General features: G+C 71.2%; 16 protein-coding genes. 7 read left to right on the forward strand and 9 right to left on the reverse strand.

Annotation, left to right across the window (positions count from 1 at the left end; genetic code table 11):
- Positions 1-57 precede the first annotated feature (57 nt).
- The 3 genes from ABD335_RS23975 to eccE form a co-directional block, all read right to left on the reverse strand.
- Positions 58-2463 carry an SCO5717 family growth-regulating ATPase gene (locus ABD335_RS23975; RefSeq protein ID WP_344327095.1) on the reverse strand — a complete coding sequence of 802 codons (2406 nt, stop codon included), beginning with the start codon at positions 2461-2463 and terminating at the stop codon, positions 58-60.
- Positions 2464-2692: 229 nt separating this feature from the next.
- On the reverse strand, positions 2693-3427 hold the full coding sequence (locus tag ABD335_RS23980; RefSeq protein WP_344327097.1) for a hypothetical protein: 735 nt from the start codon (positions 3425-3427) through the stop codon (positions 2693-2695).
- On the reverse strand, positions 3427-4749 hold the full coding sequence (eccE, locus tag ABD335_RS23985) for a type VII secretion protein EccE (protein WP_425583722.1): 1323 nt from the start codon (positions 4747-4749) through the stop codon (positions 3427-3429). Before eccE ends, ABD335_RS23980 begins: the two co-directional genes overlap by 1 nt.
- A gap of 190 nt (positions 4750-4939) precedes the next feature.
- Here eccE and eccB point away from each other — a divergent pair, with 190 nt between their 5' ends.
- The 7 genes from eccB to ABD335_RS24020 all read left to right on the forward strand — a co-directional run bounded on the left by eccB (position 4940) and on the right by ABD335_RS24020 (position 12220).
- Positions 4940-6451 (forward strand): type VII secretion protein EccB, encoded by a 1512-nt coding sequence (gene eccB / locus ABD335_RS23990; protein WP_344327102.1) that lies wholly within the window; start codon positions 4940-4942, stop codon positions 6449-6451.
- A 130-nt stretch (positions 6452-6581) separates the two neighbouring features.
- Entirely contained in the window at positions 6582-7775 is a 1194-nt protein-coding gene (mycP, locus tag ABD335_RS23995; protein ID WP_425583723.1) for a type VII secretion-associated serine protease mycosin, read from the forward strand.
- 327 nt (positions 7776-8102) lie between these two features.
- A complete protein-coding gene (locus tag ABD335_RS24000) occupies positions 8103-8522 on the forward strand; it encodes a hypothetical protein (protein WP_344327106.1) in 420 nt (139 codons plus the stop codon).
- Between the two features lie 18 nt (positions 8523-8540).
- Positions 8541-10187, forward strand: coding sequence for a WXG100 family type VII secretion target (locus tag ABD335_RS24005; RefSeq protein ID WP_344327108.1), 1647 nt, complete (start codon positions 8541-8543; stop codon positions 10185-10187).
- Between the two features lie 132 nt (positions 10188-10319).
- On the forward strand, positions 10320-11465 hold the full coding sequence (locus ABD335_RS24010) for a S8 family serine peptidase (RefSeq protein ID WP_344327111.1): 1146 nt from the start codon (positions 10320-10322) through the stop codon (positions 11463-11465).
- Between the two features lie 72 nt (positions 11466-11537).
- On the forward strand, positions 11538-11903 hold the full coding sequence (locus ABD335_RS24015) for a WXG100 family type VII secretion target (protein ID WP_344327113.1): 366 nt from the start codon (positions 11538-11540) through the stop codon (positions 11901-11903).
- Positions 11904-11932: 29 nt separating this feature from the next.
- On the forward strand, positions 11933-12220 hold the full coding sequence (locus ABD335_RS24020) for a WXG100 family type VII secretion target (RefSeq protein ID WP_344327115.1): 288 nt from the start codon (positions 11933-11935) through the stop codon (positions 12218-12220).
- Positions 12221-12312: 92 nt separating this feature from the next.
- Here the strand turns inward: ABD335_RS24020 and ABD335_RS24025 are convergent, their stop codons facing one another.
- The 6 genes from ABD335_RS24025 to eccCa all read right to left on the reverse strand — a co-directional run bounded on the left by ABD335_RS24025 (position 12313) and on the right by eccCa (position 21432).
- Positions 12313-12546: a DUF397 domain-containing protein gene (locus tag ABD335_RS24025; RefSeq protein ID WP_031508379.1), complete on the reverse strand. Its 234-nt coding sequence runs from the start codon at positions 12544-12546 to the stop codon at positions 12313-12315.
- A gap of 281 nt (positions 12547-12827) precedes the next feature.
- Complete coding sequence (locus ABD335_RS24030; RefSeq protein WP_344327118.1) at positions 12828-13655, reverse strand: hypothetical protein; 828 nt, start codon at positions 13653-13655, stop codon at positions 12828-12830.
- Positions 13656-13672: 17 nt separating this feature from the next.
- The gene (locus ABD335_RS24035) at positions 13673-14428 is read right to left on the reverse strand and encodes a hypothetical protein (protein ID WP_344327121.1); all 756 of its coding nucleotides are present in this window, start codon (positions 14426-14428) and stop codon (positions 13673-13675) included.
- Between the two features lie 51 nt (positions 14429-14479).
- A complete protein-coding gene (locus tag ABD335_RS24040) occupies positions 14480-15928 on the reverse strand; it encodes a putative T7SS-secreted protein (RefSeq protein WP_344327123.1) in 1449 nt (482 codons plus the stop codon).
- A complete protein-coding gene (locus tag ABD335_RS24045; protein ID WP_344327125.1) occupies positions 15925-16278 on the reverse strand; it encodes a WXG100 family type VII secretion target in 354 nt (117 codons plus the stop codon). Before ABD335_RS24045 ends, ABD335_RS24040 begins: the two co-directional genes overlap by 4 nt.
- 1182 nt (positions 16279-17460) lie before the next feature.
- Complete coding sequence (gene eccCa, locus ABD335_RS24050; protein WP_344327127.1) at positions 17461-21432, reverse strand: type VII secretion protein EccCa; 3972 nt, start codon at positions 21430-21432, stop codon at positions 17461-17463.
- Positions 21433-21669: the final 237 nt, after the last annotated feature.

Consider the following 21669-nt stretch of genomic DNA (forward strand, 5'->3'; position numbering starts at 1 on the left):
GGTGCGTGACCGGGGGCGGCGGGCCGTCTCACGTCCCACGTCCGCCGAACGGCGCCGTCACTGCTCCGGCGGCGCCGGCTGCCGCCACTGCTCCGGCGGCTGCTGCTGCCACTGCTGTCCGGGCTGCGGTTGGCCGCCGGGCCGGGCCGGCGGCTGTCCGGGCTGCGGCTGTCCCGGCTGCCCCGCGTAGGGCTGCTGTCCGGGCTGGGGCTGCGCGTACGGCTGCCCCGGCTGGGGCTGTGCGTACGGCTGTCCGGGCTGCGGCTGGTACGGGGCCTGCGGCGCGGCGCCGGGGTAGGGCTGCCCGGGCAGCGGCTGTCCGGGGATCGGAGGCGCCACGTGCGGCGGGTTGCCGCCGGGCGACCACAGGCCCTGCTCCTGCTGGTGGCGCGCGAAGTCCTCGGCGACCAGCGCGGCGAGGTTGAAGTACGCCTCGCGCGTCTTGGGACGCATCATGTCCAGGTCCAACTCGGCGCCCGCCGCCAGGTGTTCGTCGAAGGGGACGACCACCACGTCGCGGCAGCGCGTCTTGAAGTGCGCCACGATGTCGTCCACCTTGATCATCTTGCCGGTCTCGCGGACTCCGGAGATGACCGTGAGGCTGCGCTGCACCAGGGCGCCGTAGCCGTGGGCGGAGAGCCAGTCCAGCGTCGTGCTGGCGCTGCTGGCGCCGTCCACGGACGGGGTGGAGATGACGATCAACTGGTCGGCGAGGTCGAGGACCCCGCGCATCGCGCTGTAGAGCAGGCCGGTGCCCGAGTCGGTGAGGATGATCGGGTACTGCTTGCCCAGGATGTCGATGACGCGGCGGTAGTCCTCGTCGTCGAAGGTGGTGGAGATCTCCGGGTCCACGTCGTTGGCGAGGATCTCCAGCCCGGAGGGCGCCTGCGAGGTGAACCGGCGGATGTCCATGTAGCTGTGGAGGTACGGGATCGCCGTCACCAGGTCGCGGATCGTCGCGCCCGTCTCGCGCCGCACCCGGCGGCCCAGCGTGCCCGCGTCCGGGTTGGCGTCGATCGCGATGACCTTGTCCTGCCGCTCGCTGGCGAGCGTCGCGCCGAGGGCCGTGGTGGTGGTCGTCTTGCCGACGCCGCCCTTGAGGCTGATCACCGCGATGCGGTAGCAGGACAGCACGGGCGTGCGGATGAGGTCGAGCTTGCGCTGCCGCTCCGCCTCCTCCTTCTTGGCGCCGATGCGGAACCGGGAGCCGCCGCCGCGGTTGCTCTGTGGGCGGGGCTTCTTCTTCTGGTTCAGCAGACGGTCGGAGGAGAGTTCGACCGACGCGGTGTACCCCAGCGTGCCGGGCTGGGCCGGCGGCTGCTGCCGCGGGTCGGCGGGCCAGGCGGTACCGGCACGGGGATCCTGCGGCTGTGCGGCCGGGGGCTGGGGCTGTGCCGGGGGCTGCGGCTGGGGCTGGGGGAAGCCGTAACCGCCTTGCGGTGCGGCCGGGTTGGGCGTGGCAGGGGGCAGGGGTTGGGACGGCCCGCCCTGCGGCTGTGCGGCCGGGGGCTGGGGCTGTGCCGGGGGCTGCGGCTGGGGCTGGGGGAAGCCGTAACCGCCCTGGGGCGCGGCCGGGTTGGGCGCGGCGGGAGGCTGTTCCGGCGCGCCGGGCCACCCGGCCCCCTGGGCCGGCGTGCCGGTCGGGGGAGCGGCGGGCCGGAAGTGCGGCGGCAGCGGCGGCAGCCCCGCGGGGGTGCCGCCGTCCGGTGCGGGCTGCCACGCCGGAGGCGTCGGCGCGGGCGGCTGGGGCCCGGCGTGCGGCTGCGCGGGCGGCTGCTGCGGGGCGGGCGGGGGCGGAGCAGGGGACTGCGGTTCGCCGTCGTCGGCTCCCGCCCCGGCCTCGCCGGCCCCTTCGGGCCCCTCCGGCTCCCCGGGCTCGTCTCCGGCGGCCGAGGACGGCCGCGGCGACTCCTCGTCCTCCGACGCGTCCGACGGCACGGGGGCGGACGGCGCGGTGTCGGACGGCGCGGTGTCGGACGGTGCGGTGTCGGACGGTGCGCCGTCCGTGTCCTCCGATGCGCCGCTCCCGCTCTCCGACGCCTCCGCCGCGGCCTTCAACTCGGCGATCTCCCGGCGCAGCGCGGCGGCGGAGAAACGCATGGTGGCGCCACTGTCGACGTCCCCGGCCCCGGACTGCTCCTCCCGGTCCCGCTCGCCGCTCCCGTCCCGGACGTCTCCGGCCGGAACATCGGGGGCGGGGGCGGGGGCGGGAGCCGGTGCCGCGGGCGGAGGCGGAGGCGCGGGGAACGCGGGCGGCGCACCGGCTCCCGCGCCCGTGTCGCTCCCGCCGGACGTCCCGCCGGCGGTCGCCGACGACTGCGCCGCGGGATCGGCGTTCCGCGTGTACCAGGCAGGCGGTGTGTAGTCGATGGTGAACTCGCCCGTGGTCTCGGTGTCGTCCTCGGGCAGGTCGTCGCCGGGTGCGATCCCGTCGACGCGGATCTCGTCCCGGTCGCTGTTCACAATGCCTCCTGCTGATCTGGTCGAGCACCCCGGTCGGGTCGCGCGGACCGTCCAACGCCGGCGACCGGCTCCCCCGCCGCCACGGCCCTCGGCCGGTTCTCTCGGATCTGTCCTGCCGCGCGCACGCCCAACCCTAATCGCCACGGGCGCGGATACGGGATGCCGGTCCCGTCCCACTCGCACAACGGACCGGTGACGACGACGGGTTGAGGCGGGGACGAGGCGCGGATCAGTCCAGGCGACGGGCCGCGCCCAGCAGGCCCAACTCCGCGTCGGTGGGCCTGGTCAGCACGAACCGCCGGTCCCGTCCGGCGCACCACAGCGTCACGCCGTCGGCGAGGGTGGACAGCGCCTCCGTCTCCTCACGGCTCAGGGACAGGATCCGGCTCACCTGCTGCGCCTCCTCCGGGGAGACCTGCTGGATGCCGGCGAGCGAGGCCCCCCGGAGCAGTCGGGGAGCTGCCGGGCTCAGATAGGGCAGCAGGGTCAGCACCGACTGCCAGGGTCCCGAGGAGACCCGGCCGCGCGGCGGCTTCATGCCGCAGTCCCGGATCACCACCACCGGCGAGACGGCCGTCGCGCCCATCGGCGGCACCCGGCCGACATCGTGGAGCGTCATGCACTGCTGGTCGCCCCCCGCGGCCCGGGCCAGGTTCGTCCACACCTGGGGGCGGCCGGTCTCGACGGCCACCCGCGCTCCGGTGCCGGCCGCGCGCAGCGCCAGCACCTGGGCCGTCCACAGGCCGCCGACCAACACGACGTCGTACGGGACCGGGTGGTGCAGACCGAGCACCGCCGGACGCTCCTGGACGTCCACGCCGGCGACCACGCCGTCGTCCCCGACCGGCAGGGCGAGCACGTCCAGGTCCTCGGCGGGCAGCACCTGACGAGGCGTCCGGGGACCGCGCAGCCCGAACCCCGGACGGAGCCGCGAAATGGTGCGTACGGAGGCGGAACCGGGCATCAGCGCGTCCCTCCCAGCGGCAGAGTGGCCAGCACTCCGGGAACCTGTTCGCGGTCCAGCCGGACGAGCCCGACCCGGCTCTCGCGCGACAGCCGCTCCAACGTGTGCCGGGCGTCGACCAGTTCGCCGTCGCTGCGCGCGGTGATCCGGATGTGGCCGCGCACCGCCACGGAGCGGTGCTCGCCCCGGCTCAGGGTCAGACTGAACGTCGTGGCCAGCGCGCGCAGCCCCGTCAACCGCGCCACCAGCGACGGCAGCGAGGCGGCCCCCGGCCCGAACTCGGGCCAGCGGGACACCCCGTACGTGGTGTGCCAACGGTCGTCGCACCGCCAGGCGCGCGCCCTCTCCTCGGTGCGCCGCGCCGGGGAGGAGTCGGGCCGCCCGGCCCGCGCCGTGGCCATCGGGCTGGCCCCGGCCGAGGTCGCCAGCGCCGTGACCAGCTCCTGCTCCGACAGCAGCGTCGCCCGGAAGCCCGCCCCGGCCAACCGGCTCGCCAGATGGTCCGCGACCCGCACCAGACACCGCTGCGCGCCCTCGACGCCGTCGCCGCGCGCCCGGACCGCCTCCCGGCACAGCTCGGCGTCCAACTTGAGCGCGATCCAGGTCAGTCGGACGGCCGGAGCACCGCACGTGGCCTGCAGGGGGCCGTAACTCGTGGCGGCCACCGACTGCGCGGGCAGGTGCGGCGCGGGCGCGGGCTGGGTGTACTGCACCGCCTGCACCGACTCCAGCCGGATGCCGTCCACCTCCAGGGCGTCGGACAGCAGCCGCAGCGGAAGCGGACGCTCGGCGGGGCCGGAGCGCAGGGCCTCGGCCCGCGGCTCGACGCGGAGCACGGCGGTCAGGAACGTGCCGTCCCCGACCATGCCGATGCCGCGTCGGTTCCGGTCGGTGTACGACAGGCTGCGCAGGGCCGGAACGCACTCGACGGCCGGGGCGAGCCCGGGATCGGTGTCCGGGGGCAGGACCTCGGAGGCCGCCCGCCGCTTGCGCCGACGCAGTTCCAGGACCGTGCCCAGCCACTCGGTGAGCGGCCGGCCGCGCCTGCGCACCACCGAGACCAGCACCAGGACGACGGCGACCACGGCGGCGGGGATCACGAGGACCCGGTCGACGGCCGCCGCGCCCACCACCCCCGCGGCGGCCACTTCGAGCACGACGAACTGCCGCAGACGGAACGGTCCCAGGTGACGGTGGCGCGCTTCCGCGCGAGGCACGACCGTGCGCGCCGACCGCGACCGCGCGGGCGCGGAACGTGCGCCGTCCGGCGCCGGGTTGTCGGGCGCGGACGTGGTGGTCCGGGCCCGCGTGGCGGTCCCCATCCCCTGAAAATCCCCTTGTGTCCGTAATCGCCCCGGCTGTCAAGGGCGTTGGTCGGGCGATCACCCTACCGGAGCAGCGGAGGGCGAGCGTCAACGGGCATAGTAGGGGCCGGTCCGACAATCGGCATCAGTGGCGGTGCTCCGGGTTGACGGGAACGCCGGGCCGACCAGTGGGGAGAAGCATCCAGACATGGCATCACGGCGGGACGAGCTCAACGCCTACACCTTCGCGAAGAAGCGGCTGGTATCGGCATTCCTGCAACCCTCGCCGACCGGGACGGAGGAGGGAGCGCCGAGACCGCTGCGGGCGGTCCTCCCCGGAATGGTCGTCGGAGTCGTGATCCTGGCGGGCTTCGGCGCCTGGGGCATGTTCAAGCCGAAGGCGCCCAAGGGCTGGGACAACCCCGCCGAGAAGGTCATCATCGGCAGCAAGTCCACCACCCGCTACGTCGTCCTGGAGACCAAGGGCAAGAAGCAGCTCCACCCGGTGCTCAACCTGGCCTCCGCCAAACTCCTCCTCGATCCGAGCAAGTTCGGGATCGTCGAGGTCGACGAGAAGATCCTCGACAGCGGCAGGATTCCGCACGGCGCCACCATCGGCATCCCCTACGCCCCGGACCGGCTGCCCGAGAAGGGGGAGGCGGCGAAGGAGAAGCGCTGGGCGGTGTGCACCCGGCCCGGCGACGACGGCGTGCAGAAGGCCGTCTTCGTCCTCGCCGACCGGGAGAAGGACAGGGTCGAGGGGAAGAACCGGCTGCGCGGCGGCGAGGTGATGTACGTCAGGGGCCCCGACGGCGGGCTCCACATCGTCGACAGCAGGGGCACCGCCTACCGGCTCGCCGACGACGACACGCTGCTGCGCATCGTCACCGGCAGCACCGAGCCCCAGGACGTCACCAAGGACTGGCTGGAGACCCTCAAGACGGGCGACCCGATCAGGTTCCCCCAGGCGTTCGAGAACATCGGCGCCCCGGCCGGGGCCCCGGGCAGCCTGGACGCCGAGGCCAACCGGATCGGCATGGTGCTGCGCGCCCCCTCCGGCACCGGACTCCAGCACTACGTCGTCATGAAGGGAGCGATCAGGCCGATCACCGACTTCATGGCCACGCTCCTGCTGAACAGCCCGCACGCCACCCAACTCGGCCAGCAGGGAAGGGCGAGGGACGTCAGCGCCGGGGCGATCCGGCCCGACAGCACCCCCTACGGAAGCACGCTGAACTGGCCCGAGGAGAAGGCCAGGACGGTCAACCCGTCCGACGGCAACCGGGACACCCTGTGCAACGTGCTGCGCGACGTGGACGAGAAGAGGGGCACCACCACGCTCAGCACCTGGGCCGGTGAGAACTACCCCGCCACCCTCCCCAGCGGCGCCACCAACGCGTACGTCACCCCCGGTTCGGGGCTGCTCTTCCGGCAGGTCCAGGGCCGGGACACCGGCTCCGGCGGCGTCTTCCTGGTGACCGACACCGGCCTGCGCTACGCGGTGCAGGCGAACACCGACAGCGGCCAGGACGAGTCCGAGATCGGAACGGACGGCAAGAAGAAGGACCCGCGGGAAGCCGCGCAGGCGGGCAATCAGGCGCAGATCATGCTCGGCTACGACGGCGTCCGACCCGTACTGGTGCCCGCCACCTGGTCGAGCTTCCTGCCGACCGGACCGCGGCTGAGCACGAGCGCGGCGCGACAGCCGCAGGGCTCCTGAGCCAGGGGAGACGCACGCGATGGAAACCGGGACCACAGGAACCACCGGAACCGCGGAAACCGCCGGAACCCGACGCACCACGAGCGCGTTCCGCGCCAGGTGCCGCAGATGGACGGCGCTCCCCGCGGCCGTGGCCCTCACCGCCGTCGGACTGCCCGTGGCCTGGGCGCCGCCCGCCGCCGCCGACATGGGGCAGTGCACCTTCCCCGCCAAGCCCTACGAGGGCCGGCCGTGGTCGCTCAAGCGGGTGCTCCTGGAGGAGCTCTGGAAGAACACCGAGGGCAAGGGCGTCAAGGTCGCGGTCATCGACACCGGGGTGGACGACGACCACCCGCAACTCAAGGGCGCGGTCGACACCAAGCTCGGCAAGAACTTCCTGCCGAAGAACCCCAAGAAGGACGAGTACGGCAACGTCCCCGAGCGCGGCGCGGAGAACGGCACGGACGACACCGTCGGGCACGGCACCAAGGTCGCGGGCATCATCGCGGCGCGTCCCGCCGACAACACCGGCTTCGTCGGCATCGCGCCCGAGGCGACCATCATCCCGATCCGGCAGAACGACGCCGCGGGCAACGGCGACACGGGCACCCTGGCCGCCTCCATCAACTACGCGGTGGAGGTCGGCGCGGACGTCATCAACATCTCGCAGGACACCGCGGAACCCCTCAAGCCCAACTCCGCGCTCGAGAGGGCGGTCAACGCCGCGCTGGCCGCCGGGGTCGTCGTCGTGGCCTCGGCGGGCAACGACGGTCTGGGCGGCAACGTCAAGGAGACCTACCCGGCCTCCTACGAGGGCGTCATCGCCGTGGCCTCCTCCGACCGCAACAACGAGCGGGCCCCCTTCTCCCAGTCCGGCGACTTCGTGGACGTCGCCGCCCCGGGCGTCGACATGATCTCCACGGTCCCCAAGGGGGGCCACTGCGCGGACAACGGCACCAGCTTCTCGGCCCCGTACGTCGCGGGCGTCGCGGCGCTCCTCGTGGCCGAGCACCCGGAGTGGAAGCCGCACCAGATCGCCGCCCAGATCATGCAGACCGCCGAACGCTCCGTCCCCGGACACGACCGCCACGTCGGCTGGGGCGTCGTCGACCCCGTCCGCGCCCTCACCGAGGACGACGAGCCGATCGACGAGCCGGTGGCGCGCGAGGGCCTGGACAAGGGCGAGCCGCCCACTCCGGCGAAGCTCCACTTCGGCGAGACCACCCAGGAACGCAACGAACGCCTCGGCACCTACGTGGTGGTCGGCGGCGGCGTCCTGGTGTCGGTGATCGCGGGCGGCTCCCTGGTCTACCGCGACTGGCGGCGTCGACACGTCGCCGGGTAGGGTCTTGCGCCCGTCGCGAGGGCGCGTTCGGCCGATGGTTACAGAATCCTTACATCGATCGACGAGCGTCGACGAACACGGACGGAACGCCTCGTTCGGGCTTCGGAAAGCGCTCCGACGCCGGTTCGACGGCGGGATGGTGCACTCCTGTTGCGGAATGCGGGTTGACACGGAGACACCGCGGTGTTCCCGTGCGGTCGCTCTGCTCTCGCGTCAACTCCCCTGCCACGTTTCGCCGTTGGAAGTGTCAGAGGCGATGGCTAGAGTGAGGGGAGCACAAGACCGGATGTGTGTGCGTTCAACGGGTGGAGGGGGAACCTGATGGGGGTGCCTGCCGAAGGGCTCAAGGGCGAACTCGAGTCGCTCAAGGACTTCAAGAAGCGGGTCGACAACATCCTCGGCGATCTCGAGAAATCCCCGGCCTCTCCCACCAAGATCGGGCAGCAGGAGGTGAAGCGCTCCTCCTTCGGGGGCGACTTCGCCGAAGCCGACGGAATCTACGCGCAGTACAACCGGGTCCACGCCCAACTCACCAGCCTCTCCCGGGTGCTCGGAGCCCAGATCGAGGCCATGGGCATCGCCGTCCACGGCGCGGACGTCGGCTTCGGGAACCTGGAGGACGACCTGAAGCGGCGCTTCTGGGAGATCCAGGACCAGGCACTGGAGCACCAGCAGATGCGGGCGGCGGAGAAGCAGCAGCCCGGTGACCAGAAGCCCAAGGACGAGGCCACCGAGGTCACCTACTGATCGGGGGGAGGCAGAGACGTGACCGACAAGGACAACCAGGAGAGGCCCGAGGAGCCGTTCGTCGCCGGACAGCTGTTCGTGACCGACCTCAAGCGGACCGGGGTGCTCGCCCCGTTCGACCCGCTCACCGCCTTGAGCATGCGCCGCAGCGTCATGGGGTCCACGAACTTCGAGAACAAGGACCTGGAAGAGATGTTCTCCCTGGTCGACAACGCCAACCCGGAGGACATCGAGGACGCCGCGGACACGCTCTGGAAGGCCGGCGGCGACATCAGGACCATCGGTGAGGACCTCAAGAAGCACATCGACAAGGTCGACTGGGAGGGCGAGTTCGGCGACAGCTTCCGCGAGTGGGGCCGGAAGCTCAGCAAGAACACCCTGATCCTCGCCGACTTCACCGAGAAGGCCAGCACCCAGTTGAAGGCGGCCGGGGTCGGCCTGGCCACGGTGAAGGGCAGCATGCCCGAGCGCGACCCGGCCGTCATGGCCGCACCGCGCCTGGAGAGCATTCCGCCCGAGGAGCGGGACGAGTCGAACGAGAAGTACAAGCTGGCGAAGAAGAAGGAGGACAACCGCCAGGAGGCCATCAACCAGATGAACCGCCTGGCGTCCTACTACAAGGTCTCGCACGAGAACATGCAGGGCCTTGAGGAGCCTGACTTCGGCCCGATGCCGAACATCGGCATGCCTCCGGCACCGACCGATGGAGGGGAAGGGGTCGGGAAGGGAGGCGGTGCGACGTCCTCGGCGGTCACGGAACGAGGCGGAACACCGCAGAGCGTCCGGAGCGCCGACGTCCAGGGCCCGTCACAGCCCGTCTCCGACAAGCCGGGCTTCGTCGAGGGAACGCCGGCTCCCCAGGAGCCGGTGCGGACCGAACTCAACACCGTCGCCCCCCCGGCGCCCGCGCCCACCGACACCGGGCAGCGTGCCCCCGTCACCTCGAACGGCGGCGGTCCCGTCTCCCCCAGCACCGGCCTGCCCACCCCTCTCCCCGGAATCTCCCACAACAGGCCCGTGGACAGTGGCAAGAGGGTGGGAACCGCCAAGCTTCCGCCCGTTTCGAACCCGGGCCAGCCCGGTGCGGGCCGGGCCGGCGGTCCCTCCACCGTTCCGCCGGCGAACAACGCGACCCCCCGCTCCGTCACGGGCTCCGGCGGCACTCCCGTCGGAAAGGCGCCCACCGCGACGGCACCACCGGTGGGCCGGGGCGGCAACGGCATCTACGGCGGCACTCCGCAGCAGGGCGGAACGGCGGGCAACAGCCCGCGCATCCCCCGGGGAACCGTGGTCGGAGCCGAGCACGGTATGACCGGACGGCCCCCCGCGGGGTCCGTGGGCACGGGTGCCATCGGTGCCGGCACGGGAAGCGGCTCCACCGGGCGCAGACCGGTCGTGGGCACCGGCGGCGGTGTCGTCGGCGCTCCTCGGAACACCCCGGGGCAGGGAGCCGCGGCACGTCCGTTCACCCCCGGCGGCACCGGACTGGCCAGGGGCGGCGCCACGGGCGGCAACCAGCCCCCGGTGGGTGCGGCACCCCGCACCGGAACCGGAAGTCCCCGCGAGGAGAACCGGAACGACTCCCGTCGGCCGGACTACCTCACCGAGGACGAAGAGACATGGCGGACGGGGCGCAACGGGATCGCCCCTCCCGTCGTCGAATAATCCCCACAGTAGAGAGCGGCGATGACGGCAGGACACGACCACGGCCGGAACAGGACGCCGTCGCGACGCATGCGGCGGCGCCTGCTCTCCGTGCTGGCTGTAACCAGCGCATGGACCACGTGCCTCGTCGGGTTGGCACCGACGGCCCACGCGGACGACGTACGTTCGCAGCAGTGGCACCTGGACGCCATGCGGGCCGAGGAGATGTGGAAGGTCAGCACGGGCGAGGGCGTCAAGGTGGCGGTCATCGACAGCGGTGTCAACGACTCCACCGATGCCCTGCGAGGCCAGGTTCTGCCGGGTGAGGACATGACCGGCGTGCCGGGTGAGGCCACCGACGATTACACCGGTCATGGCACGACCATGGCCGAGACCATCGCGGGCACCGGGAAGAACGGAAGCATCAAGGGCCTGGCTCCGGGGGCGAAGATCATCCCCTATCGGATTCCGCTGAAAGGACTCGACAGCAAGGTCAAGAGCAAGGCCATGGCCGACGGTTATGTGAAGGCGATCCGAGCGGCGGCGGACAGCGATGCGAAGATCATCAACATGTCCTTCGCAGGACTGTACTACGACTCCGAAGGAGCGGAGGCCGTCGAGTACGCGCTCAGCAAGGGGAAGTTGCTCTTCGCGGGCGTCGGAAACGACGCCAAGGAGGGGAACAAGCGGCAGTACCCGGCCTCGTACACCGGTGTGGTCGGCGTGGGCGCCACCGACCGGCAGGGGAAAGTGACCGACTTCTCCCAGTACGGCATCAACGTCGACCTGTCGGCACCGGGGGACGAGATGCCCGGTTGGTGCGACGAGAGCTTCCAGAAGTACTGCGCAAACGACGGTGGCACCAGTTTCGCCACCGCCATCGCCTCCGCCTCCGCCGCCCTGATCTGGTCCAAGCACCCCGACTGGACGGCCAACCAGGTCCTCCGCGTCCTGGTCGACACCGCCGGGCGCAAGGACAAGAAGGACGCCTCCAGCGTCTACGTCGGCTACGGCGCCGTCCGTCCCCGCATCCACCTCCTCGAAGGCAAGGGCGATCCGGGTGACCCGAAGGTGAACCCGATCGAGGCCACGGAACCGAGCCCGTCGCCCTCCGCGTCCTCCTCCACCGAGAAGAGCAACGCGAAAAACGGCGACAAGGCGACGAACGATCAGGTAGAAAAGGCGAGTTCCGAGTCCGAGAACAGCAGCGATCTGTGGATCTACCTGGGAGCGGGTGCCGCGGCGGCCGTTGTCGTGGCCGGTGCATTCGTTCTCGTGCGGAGGACGCGCCGCACATAGCGGGTGACGTCCTCGGCGCATCCCACGACAGCCAGCCCGTAAGCACAGCAACTCACAACCAAGGAGAACGGTATGTCCGGAGAAGGCGGCGGCACGTTCCAGTCAAACGATGCCGATCTCAAGAGCCTGCTCGACGAGGTTCGGGACATGCAGGCGAAGCTGAAGAGCAAGATCTCCAACCTGAACGCCGTGGTCGACACGATCCAGGCCGCGTGGACCGGTGACGCGCACAAGTCCTACGACAACCTTCAGCGTCAGACGAACGAATACGCGCGGAATCTGGACGGCAAGCTCCAGATGATCGAAGAGGCCCTCCAGGCGAGCAAGGACGGCTTCACCGCCAACGAGGTCCAGCAGTTGGAGGACTTCAACCAGCTCGCGAAGGCAAGCCCGATCAGCGACTTCAGCGGTGTGGGCGTCACTCCGACCACCAAGTAACGAATCAACAGAGAAAGGAGGGGGCGGGAATGACCATCAAGATCACTTATCACACCGTCGTCGCTGCCGCCGGGGACGTCCGCAAGACGGCCAATGACCTGGAGAGCCAGCTGAACGCGCTGAACGGCCGTGTCAAGAGCGTGGTCGACAGCTGGGACGGTGACGCCAAGGAGGCGTTCTACCGCAAGCACCGGGGCTGGGACGAGAACGTCACCGGTCTGAACACCACGCTCAAGAAGATCGCCGATCTGCTGGAGAAGGCGTCCGACGACTACCGGCGCACGGACAAGAAGGCAGCGGCGCAGTTCGAGTTCTGAGCCCTTTCGGAGTTCGGCCGCCGAACGCTTCAGGCGGGCTCCCGACGTCACGACGTCGGGAGCCCGCCTGCCGCTTTTCCGCCGGTGGCGGGTCAGGGCTTGAGGTCGAACTCCCCGTCGCGGACGCCGAGGACGAAGGCCCGCCACTCCGCGGCGGTGTAGCGCAGCACGGTGTCGGGGTCCTTGGAGTTGCGCATGGCCACGGCTCCGCCCGGCAGGTGGGCGATCTCCACCTTCTCGTCCTCCGGGCCGCCGGGCGCGCTCTCCCACACGGCGTCGGAGATGTCCATCGCGTACAGCTCGTCCTTCTCCTGCTGAGTCCCCATCAGCGTTCTCCCCTTCGTGAATGGTGACGGTGGTGATCGAAAGATCCGACGAGCGTTTCCCGCCTCCGGACCCTCAAGATAACAGTCGGCCGTGGCCCCCGAAGGCCGTCGAGTGACACGGCACCCGATACAAGGCCTCTGTTTCGCGGACGAGTTCGGGAGAGCCGTACACGTGTTTCACGCGCGTCGTTCCATGGCCGTATCCGGCGCGCGGACGAAAAACCGAACGTCGGAATCGACGGCGGCGCGGAATTCCCGGAGGTTCCCCGGCGAACGCCTTCTCAGAGGATGAACGACGAGATGGGACTCGCTCCGGGGCCGCCGCCGGTCGGCCCGGCGCTCGGCGGTACGACCGATCCGGAGGAGGCCGTCACGGGCGAGGGAAGGGGACGGGAGGGTATCTCGATGGTGTCCGTGATCTCGGACAGCCTGTGCACGTACCAGGGCAGGTCCTTCAGCGAGGGGGTGGTGAGGCTGAGGACGAGGAGCTGTGACACGGCCGTCAGGGGGCAGTAGACGTCCGCCCGTGCGAACACGACGGGGGACGGGGCGGGATCGGCCGGGCTCGACGGAACCGCACCGTCCTGCTCGCCGGCGGGGGTCATCTCGAACCCCGATATGACGAGGACGGCGGGCCCCCACGCGGCCTCGACCCGGTGCACCTCCTGGTACTCGTCGACGGAGAGCGCCTCCACCAGCCCCCTCGCCGCCAGGTCGGCGTCGTTTCCCTCGATCGGTTCGCAGCGCACCGTCAGGGAAGCGGTGCTGACACGGTCGTCCTCGGTGCCGAGCATGCAGACGCCCGCGTAGACGGCTCCGTCCGCGGCCGCGGCCTGGGCGACGTCGCGGTACCAGGCGATGATCCGCTCCTGCTCCTCGTCCGTGCCGCCGGGCCAGATGGCGTCCGCGAGGTGTACGAGGTGCTCCTCGCGCTCCTCGTCGGTGTACTCCAGGCCCAGGGAGCGGAACTCCTCCGGGACCGTCCAGAAGAAGTCGGGCGCGTCGGGATCGGCGGGATCGGTGGGACCGGTCGGGTCGGTGGCGGTGGCGGGAGCCGTGGCGTCGCTCGGAAGGGGGGCTCCGCCGGAGGGGGATTTCTCTTCGGACATGGGTGGTTCATCAGTTCCTAGTAGTGCGAGTCCAGGACCATCTGCGCGTAGGCGACGCGGGCGTCCAGCCGGGACGCGTTCCTCCGGTACCGCGATCCCCGGCGTTCGAGGAGGACCGGTGTGAACGGATCGAGGGACCGTGCCCGCCACTTGGTGCGTCGGGGGATGCCCCAGTCCCAGTCCAGCAGCGAGTCCCACTCGCCTTCGAGCAGGTGGATCACCATGAAGACCAGGTTCACGAGGACCCAGAGAGGGAAGAGGAGCACGAAGATCGACCAGGCGGTCAACGTACCGCGGTATCCCGTGACCGTTTCGCCCGTCTCCGGCAGTTCGATCGTCCACGCCCGGCGCACCTTGAGCGGCGACCGCCCCCTGGTCAGGCGGCCCAGCACGTTCCCCTGGGCGTCCGTCACCGAGTACGCCCCGGCGCCCTGCGGGGCGGCGGGGTCGGGGCGGACGACGCACCAGGACCCCAGGGGGTCGTCCGCCGAACGCACCGTGAAGACCGGCGGTACGCCCTTGGCGCGATCGGCGTGGGCCCGGGAACCGTGCTTCTCGCTGATCCGGAAGGAGTTGCGCTTGGACCGCGGAGCGTCCTCCCCGAGGTGGTCCCTGCGCACGGTGGGGGCCGGCTCGCCGTAGGCGACCCACGCCGTGGTGGCCGGGGATCTTCCGTCTCCCTCGCGTACGGCCAGCCAGGCGCCGTCCGCCAGTTCGGGCAGCGCCTCACGGACCTCCGCGTCGGTCGGCACGGGAAGCCTGACGGTGAGCACGTTCCTGTCCTCCGTCGCTCGATGGGGTGGTGTGCCGGGCGCGCACGGGGCTCAGAGCCGTCCGGCGGCAGGCGTGTCGCTCCCGGTGAACATGTTGTAGACGCCGATGGCGACGCCCGGCGCCTGCTGGATCATCTGCGGGCCGCGCGACCACCAGGAGTTCGGGTCCAGTGTCCCGTCCGCCCGGATGGCGTCCCCGAGGGAGTCCTTGATGCGCTGCGGTGCGATCTTCTCCACCACCCAGCTCATCGCCTTCTCCTTGCCGCTGGAGCCCACGGTGTCCAGTACGTGGCTGTTCCACGCCAGGCTCATCCGGTCGCCGAAGCCCATGCCCTCGGTGCTGAACTGCTTGCTGCCCGGCGCCGCGGGGCGTCCGAAGAGGCCCGTCTCCAGCCGCGTGGACCGGAAGCCCGCGTCTTGGAGCCCCCTGATCTTGTTCACCTTGTCGATCGAGGCGACGGTCTGGCCGTTCACCTTGTACAGCTTCATCGGGACCTTGACGCCCTTCGCCGCCACCACGCCCAGCTTGCCGAGGGGGATGACGCCCAGACCGTCGCCGATGAGGTCCATCGCGCTGACGTCGGCTCCGCCGATCTTGGCGGCGCCGTGGGAGACGAGGGCGGCCGCGGAGAGGCCGGCGCTCGCCAGCGCCAGGCCGCCGGAGAGCGGCGGGAACCAGACGGTGGCCAGGGCCAGGATGCCCAGGACGGTGGAGGCGATGCCGAGCCAGTCGCCGATCTCCTTGAGGAGGTCGGCGTGCTCGGCGCACCACTCCTGGATCTTGTTGCCGAGCTTCTTGAACGCGTCGGCGATGCCCTCGAAGAAACCGGTGTCCGGGGCGTTGTCGTTGGCCTTCCTCAGCCGGGAGGCGATCGTCCGCGCGTAGTCCTGGTGGTCCTCCAGGAGTTCCTCGGCCTTCTTGATGATGGCTTCCAGGTCCTCCCGGGCCTTCTCGACCTTCCCGGCGGCGGTGTCGAGGTTCCGGCCCGCCGTGCGCAGCCGGTCCGCCGCCGCGTCGTACTGGGCCTGGGCCTTGGCCAGGGCGCTCTGGTCCGTGTAGATCTGTCCGACGTACCCCAGCGCGGGATCGTTCGCGGCCGAGTTGTACGCCGTGACGGCCTTGGCGTGCTCGGACTCCGCGGCGGTCTGCCGGGACTTGGCGCTCTTGGCCTGCGCCTCGTATTCGCGGGCCGTCTTCTGGTACTCGGCGAGCTTGCCGCGCCAGTCCTTCAGGTGCTTCTCGGCCGTGCTGAGCGCGTCGTGGCTGTCGTCGAGGTACTTGGGCAGCTCGCCGACCTTCTTGGAGAACGCGGTGGCGGCCTCGCCCTCCCAGGCCGATCCGCCGCCCTGCCCGCCGCTCTTGCCGATCTTCGTCAGGACGTCGTGCGCCTTCTTCAGGCCGCTGACGGTCTTCGACAGCTTCTCCGTCAGGTCGTCGATGCTGCTCAGCTTCCCCGGGGCCGGGTTGAAGCCTATGGTCGGGTAGTCCTCCGCGCTCATCGGGGGCCTCCTGCGGGACGGGTTCCGGACGGGGCGGTGCCGGGCACGGGCTTGTCGGGCGTGGCCTTGTCGAACACCTCGCGGATGGCCTGTTCCGTCGCCGCGTAGTTGTTCTTGGTGGCCCTGAGGGCGTCCTCGATCGCCTTCGTGCCGTCGGCGATCTTGCCGATGGCGTCGTCCCAGCTGTCGTGGATCTCGTCGCAGGCGTTGTCCAGCGCCTGGCTCCCGGTGCTCTTGGGGCCGATGTCGCGCAGGGCGTTGAGCGCCTTGCGCATCTGGTCCTGACTGGTGTGCAACTGCTTCAGCAGATCGTCGAGTTCCTGCTGCTCGACATGGAGACGTCCGCCCATGTCCACCTCCGTCAGTGGCGTCGGTTCCGGATCGTCGACGGGGGCACGGCCGGCGGCGGTCCGGGCCGTGCCGCCCGTCGGGGGTGTGTCAGCGCGTGGGCGACCCGTCCACCCGGGCCGGCGGGTCGCCCTGTCGATGGAAGACGCGGTGGCCTCGGCCCGGAGGCATCGGACGGGCTCGGCGTCGCCGAGGGGGCGCACCGCTTGGAGTGGTCCGGTGGGCGGGGAGGTGGGCAGGGAGGCGCCACGACGGTGCCGAGGGGACTGCCGATGGGATCGAGGCCGAGAAGAGCCGTTCCCTCGGGAGGTTCTCCGCCCTCCGGGGGGATTCCCGCGTCCATGTGACACTTGTCGGCCGGCCTTTCGGCTCAGGCTCTCCACCCGTGTCCTCCCCCGTCATCCGATGTCGACGCCGCCGGTCAAAAACTCTCGGCGAGCGTCGGCCCAGCAGACCCCTCAAGATAACAGTCCCCCATGGCCTCCGAAGGTCGCTGTACGGCGCCGAGTTCCGGAAAGAGGGGAGAAGCCGTGTGCATGTTCCGGACGAATGGAGGATGTCCCCGGGAAGAGATGTTCGTCGCCAATGCGGCCGACCGGATGATGTGCCCGTTTCAGGGGTTTTCCGCGTCTTCGGAAGGCGGCCGATCTCGCGATCCCGGCATTGCGGCGCCGCCTCGTGTCGTGAAACTCGATGCCTCGAAGGCACGTCGAAGGACGAGGTGAGCGGCGCCGGCGCTCATTCCGCGCTCGTCTCCCGGCGATTTCGGAAGAGCGGGGCGGCCATACACGATCCCACGCGTCGTGTCGCCCGGCGGAACGGACGCCGTGAAACGGTTCTCCGTCCCTCGTCCCGCGGTTCACGAGAAGATCGGAAGGTCTTCACGGAAAGAACGAGGGAGCTTTCGGCGGTCCATTGGGCACGACCGGTTCGGTGAAATGGGCGATGTGACGCCACGTGGCGGCCGAGTGGTGTCCGCACGGTGCCCGCCACCGTGCCGGCAGGGGAGTCGAGCGGCGATTCCGAACTCCGCCGCCCCGAGCGCGGCGGCATTCCCGGCCTTCCGGGGACGGCGAGGGGGCGCCGGCCGCCGCGCCGGGTACCGCGGGACGCGTGGCCGGGAACGCGCCGGCGCCGGGTCGCGGTCACACGCCGCGACCCGGCGCCGGCGCTCGGGCCGGTGCTCAGCGCGCGGGCAGCCAGCCCACCTGGACCAGCGGGTTGCCCCGCCGGCGGGAGACGAAGTAGCCCCGGCCCGGAGGCATCGGACGGGCCCGGACGTTGCCGATGAGCTCGCCCTCGCCGGGATCGCCGGAGAGGACCACGCCCTGGGCGCCGAGCTCCTTGATGCGCTGCATGAACGGCTCGTAGGAGGCGCGGGAGGCACCGGCGGTGTTGCGGGCGATGATGAAGCAGACGCCGATGTCCCGGGCGAAGGGCAGGTGCTCGGCCAGCATGGCGAGCGGGTTGCCGCTGGAGGTGGAGACCAGCTCGTAGTCGTCGACGATCACGAACATCTTCGGACCGTGCCACCAACTGCGGTCGCGCAACTGCTGCGGAGTGACGTTCTCCGGCGGAGTGCGCTTCTCCATCAGGTCCTTCATCGCCGCCATGTGCGTGTCCATGGCGTTGGACATCGCGGCGTAGACGATCAGGTGCGATTCCGGGATGTTGCTCAGCAGGGAGCGCCGGTAGTCGGCGACGACGATGCGCGCCTCGTCGGGGGTGTAGCGCTCGCAGATCTGCTTGGCCAGCAGCCGCAGCAGCGCGGTCTTGCCCGACTCGCTCTCGCCGAAGACCAGGAAGAAGGGGTCGGTCTCGAAGTCGACGAAGACGGGCTGCAGGGTGTTCTCGTCGATGCCGAAGGCGACGCCGTGCCGCGGGTGGTCGTTGCCCTTCGGCAACTGGTCGGCGGGCAGCTCGCGGGGGAGCAGCCGGACCGGCGGAGCCGTCGGCCCCTGCCACGCCCGGGCCACCGCGCGGTTCAGCGCGGCGGTGGCGTCGGACAGCTCCTCGTCGGAGGCGACGCCGTCGATCCGGGGGACCGCGGCCATGAAGTGGAGCTTCTCCGGCGTCTGGCCGCGTCCGGGGACGCCGGTCGGGACGTTCGCGGCGACCTTGCGGTCGAACTCCGAGTCCATGGGGTCGCCGAGCCGCAGCTCCAGCCGGTTCAGCAACTGGTCCTTGAGGGCCGGGCGCACCTCCATGTAGCGGGAGGCGGTCACGACGACGTGGACGCCGTACCCCAGACCGCGGGTGGCGATGTCGGTGACGGCGGCCTCCAGCATCTCGTACTCCTGCCTGAGGCCGCCCCAGCCGTCGACGATCAGGAAGACGTCGCCCCACGGCTGGTCGGTGATCTCCCCGCGCGCCCGACGGCGCCGGAAGGTGGCGATGGAGTCGATGCCGGCCGCCCGGAAGTACTCCTCGCGCTGGTTGAGCACCCCGGCGACCTCCGCCACCGTCCGCCGGACCCGCTCCGGGTCGAGGCGCGAGGCGATGCCGCCCACGTGCGGCAGGTCCGCCACGGCCGACAGGCCGCCACCGCCGAAGTCCAGCCCGTAGAACTGCACTTCCTGCGGGGTGTGGGTGAGGGCGAAGGACGCGATCAGGGTGCGCAGCAGGGTGGACTTGCCGGACTGCGGGCCGCCGACGATCAGCATGTGACCCGCGGCGCCGGAGAAGTCCCGCAGCAGCGTCTCGCGCCGCTGCTCGTACGGCTTGTCCACCAGGCCCAGCGGCACCGCCAGCCGGCCCGCGTTCGGGTTGTCGGGCTGGGTCAGGCCGCGGCCCTCGACGACCGCCAGGCCGGGCAGCAGCTCGTCCAGCGGCGGCGCCTGGTCCAGCGGCGGCAGCCAGACCTGGTGGGCCGCGGGACCCTGGTTCTCCAGCCGGCGCACGATGACGTCCAGGACGGTGTCCGCCAGCGCGTCGTCGTCCGCCGGAGCCGCGGGCGTCGGAGCCGCCGGGACGGGCTCGGCCCGCCGCACCGGCACCGGCACCGGCTTGGCGGTGAAGAGCACCGGACGGCGGTCGGCCGGCAGCGGACCGGTGGGGACGCCCTCGCCGGAGGAGTTCGAGCGGTAGGTCCCCGAGACGTAGGCGGCCTTGAAGCGGACCATCTCGTCGGTGCCGAACTTCAGGTAGCCGGAGCCGGGCACCGACGGCAGGTGGTACGCGTCCGGCACGCCCAGCGCGGCCCGGGACTCGGCGGCGGAGAAGGTCCGCAGACCGATCCGGTACGACAGGTACGTCTCCAGGCCGCGCAGCCGGCCCTCCTCCAGACGCTGCGAGGCCAGCAGCAGGTGCACGCCGAGCGATCGGCCGATGCGGCCGATCTGGATGAACATGTCGATGAAGTCGGGCTTGGCCGTCAGCAGCTCGCTGAACTCGTCGATGACCAGGACCAGCGAGGGGAGCGGGATCAGGGGGGCGCCCGCGGCGCGCGCCCGCTCGTAGTCGTGGATGTTGGCGTAGTTGCCCGCGTCGCGCAGCAGCTCCTGGCGGCGGTTGAGCTCGCCGCGGATGGAGTCGCCCATGCGGTCGACCAGGGAGAGGTCGTCGGCCAGGTTGGTGATGACGGCCGCCACGTGCGGCATCTGCGCCATCCCCGCGAAGGTCGCACCGCCCTTGAAGTCCGCCAGGACGAAGTTCAGCGTCTCCGAGGAGTGCGTGACCGCCAGACCCAGGACCAGGGTGCGCAGCAGCTCCGACTTGCCGGAACCGGTCGCGCCGACGCACAGGCCGTGCGGGCCCATGCCGTCCTGCGCCGCCTCCTTCAGGTCCAGCATGACCGGCTGGCCGTCCTCGCCCACGCCGATGGGGACGCGCAGCCGCTCGGCCGTCGACCGCGGCCGCCAGGTGCGCCGCACGTCGACCGACGCGGCGTCGCCCAGGTTCAGCAGGTCGGTGAACTCCAGGTTCGCCAGCAGCGGTTCGTCGTCGCCGCCGCCCGTGCCCATGCGCAGCGGGGCGAGCTGCCGGGCCAGCGCCTCGGCGGCCTCGGGGGAGAGGACGTCGGGCCGGCCCTCGTACACCGCGCCGTGCCCCGACTCCAGGCGCAGCAGGTCGGGCCGTACGACCATCGACAGGCCGCCGCGCGGGCTGTCGATCTCACCGGGCACGACCTCGACGACCGTGACGCCCTGCAGGCCCTCCGCGGAGGCCAGCACGGACGTCGGGGGCACCGTCGCCCCGCCGTCCAGCACGACCACCACGTGCGGCTGGTCCAGCACGGGCTGCCCGCCGGAGTTGAAGCGCGGCCGGCCCTCCAGCCGGGAGCCCAGCAGGGTCTCCAGCTCCGTCACGTCGGCCGTGATCAGCCGCCGGCTGCCCGCGCCGTCCGTGGCGCCGGGGGCCTGGACGTGGGGGAGCCACTTGGCCCACTCCCAGCGCTCCAGCGCGTCGTGCCCGGTCACGACCGCGACCACCAGGTCGTCGGGGGAGTGGAGGGAGACCAGCGAGGCCACCATCGCGCGGACGCCGCCGTGCACCGAGTCGGGGTCGCCGCTCATCGTGATGTGGTAGAAGGCGCGCAGCGACACGGCCATCGGCAGTCCGTCGACGGTGCCGTGCGTCTTCAGGAACTGGTGCATCGCCCCGGCCGTCAGCGGCTCCAGCTCGTCCACCGGCGCGGTCTCCGGAGCCACCAGCGGCGTCGCGAGCCGCTGCGTGCCCAACCCGACGCGCACGTGGACGAAGTCGTCGTCGCTGGGCCGCCGTTCCCACACCCGGCTGCCCTCGGCGACCAGGGCCCACAGCTGCTCCGGCGAGGGGTGGAGGTAGAACTGGGCGTCGCGCTGCAGGCGGGCCGTCCTGCGGACCTTGCGCCGCACCTGCGCCAGGTACTTGAGGTAGTCCCGGCGCAGCTGCGCCATCTCGCCCTGGGTACCCCTGCGGAAGCGCACGATGGTGGCGATGAGCATCGCGATCGTGGACGCGATCATGATCACGCCCATGATGCGCATGAAGGGGTGCGCGTTCGGCATGAAGAAGAACACGACCGACCCGCCCATGCCGAGCATCGGCAGGAGCTGGAAGAGCACGCCCTCCTGTTGTCCGCGCGGCAGTTCGGGCGGGGGCTCGAGCCTCAGATCCTCGCCGGGCACGCTGGGGGGCAGGACCCGTGGCGGACGCTTGACGACGATCTGACTCACGGCGCATCAATCCCTCGGGCAGACGGGACAGTTCCTGCCGACGCCCCCATGGCGACGGACGCCGTCCGCGCGGGGCGATCCTACTGGGATTACAAGACGACCGAGGGCGGTAGGGTGTCGCGCGACAATGCGCAGCAGCGAGCGAACGGCCGCAGGTGAGGAACCGCGGGGGATCGTGGGGGTCTTGTGAACGGCCCGTGCGCAGTTATGGAGCCAGTGAGCAGCCCATGAGGGGGA

The sequence above is a fragment of the Streptomyces macrosporus genome (assembly GCF_039533145.1).
Lineage (GTDB): Bacteria > Actinomycetota > Actinomycetes > Streptomycetales > Streptomycetaceae > Streptomyces > Streptomyces macrosporus.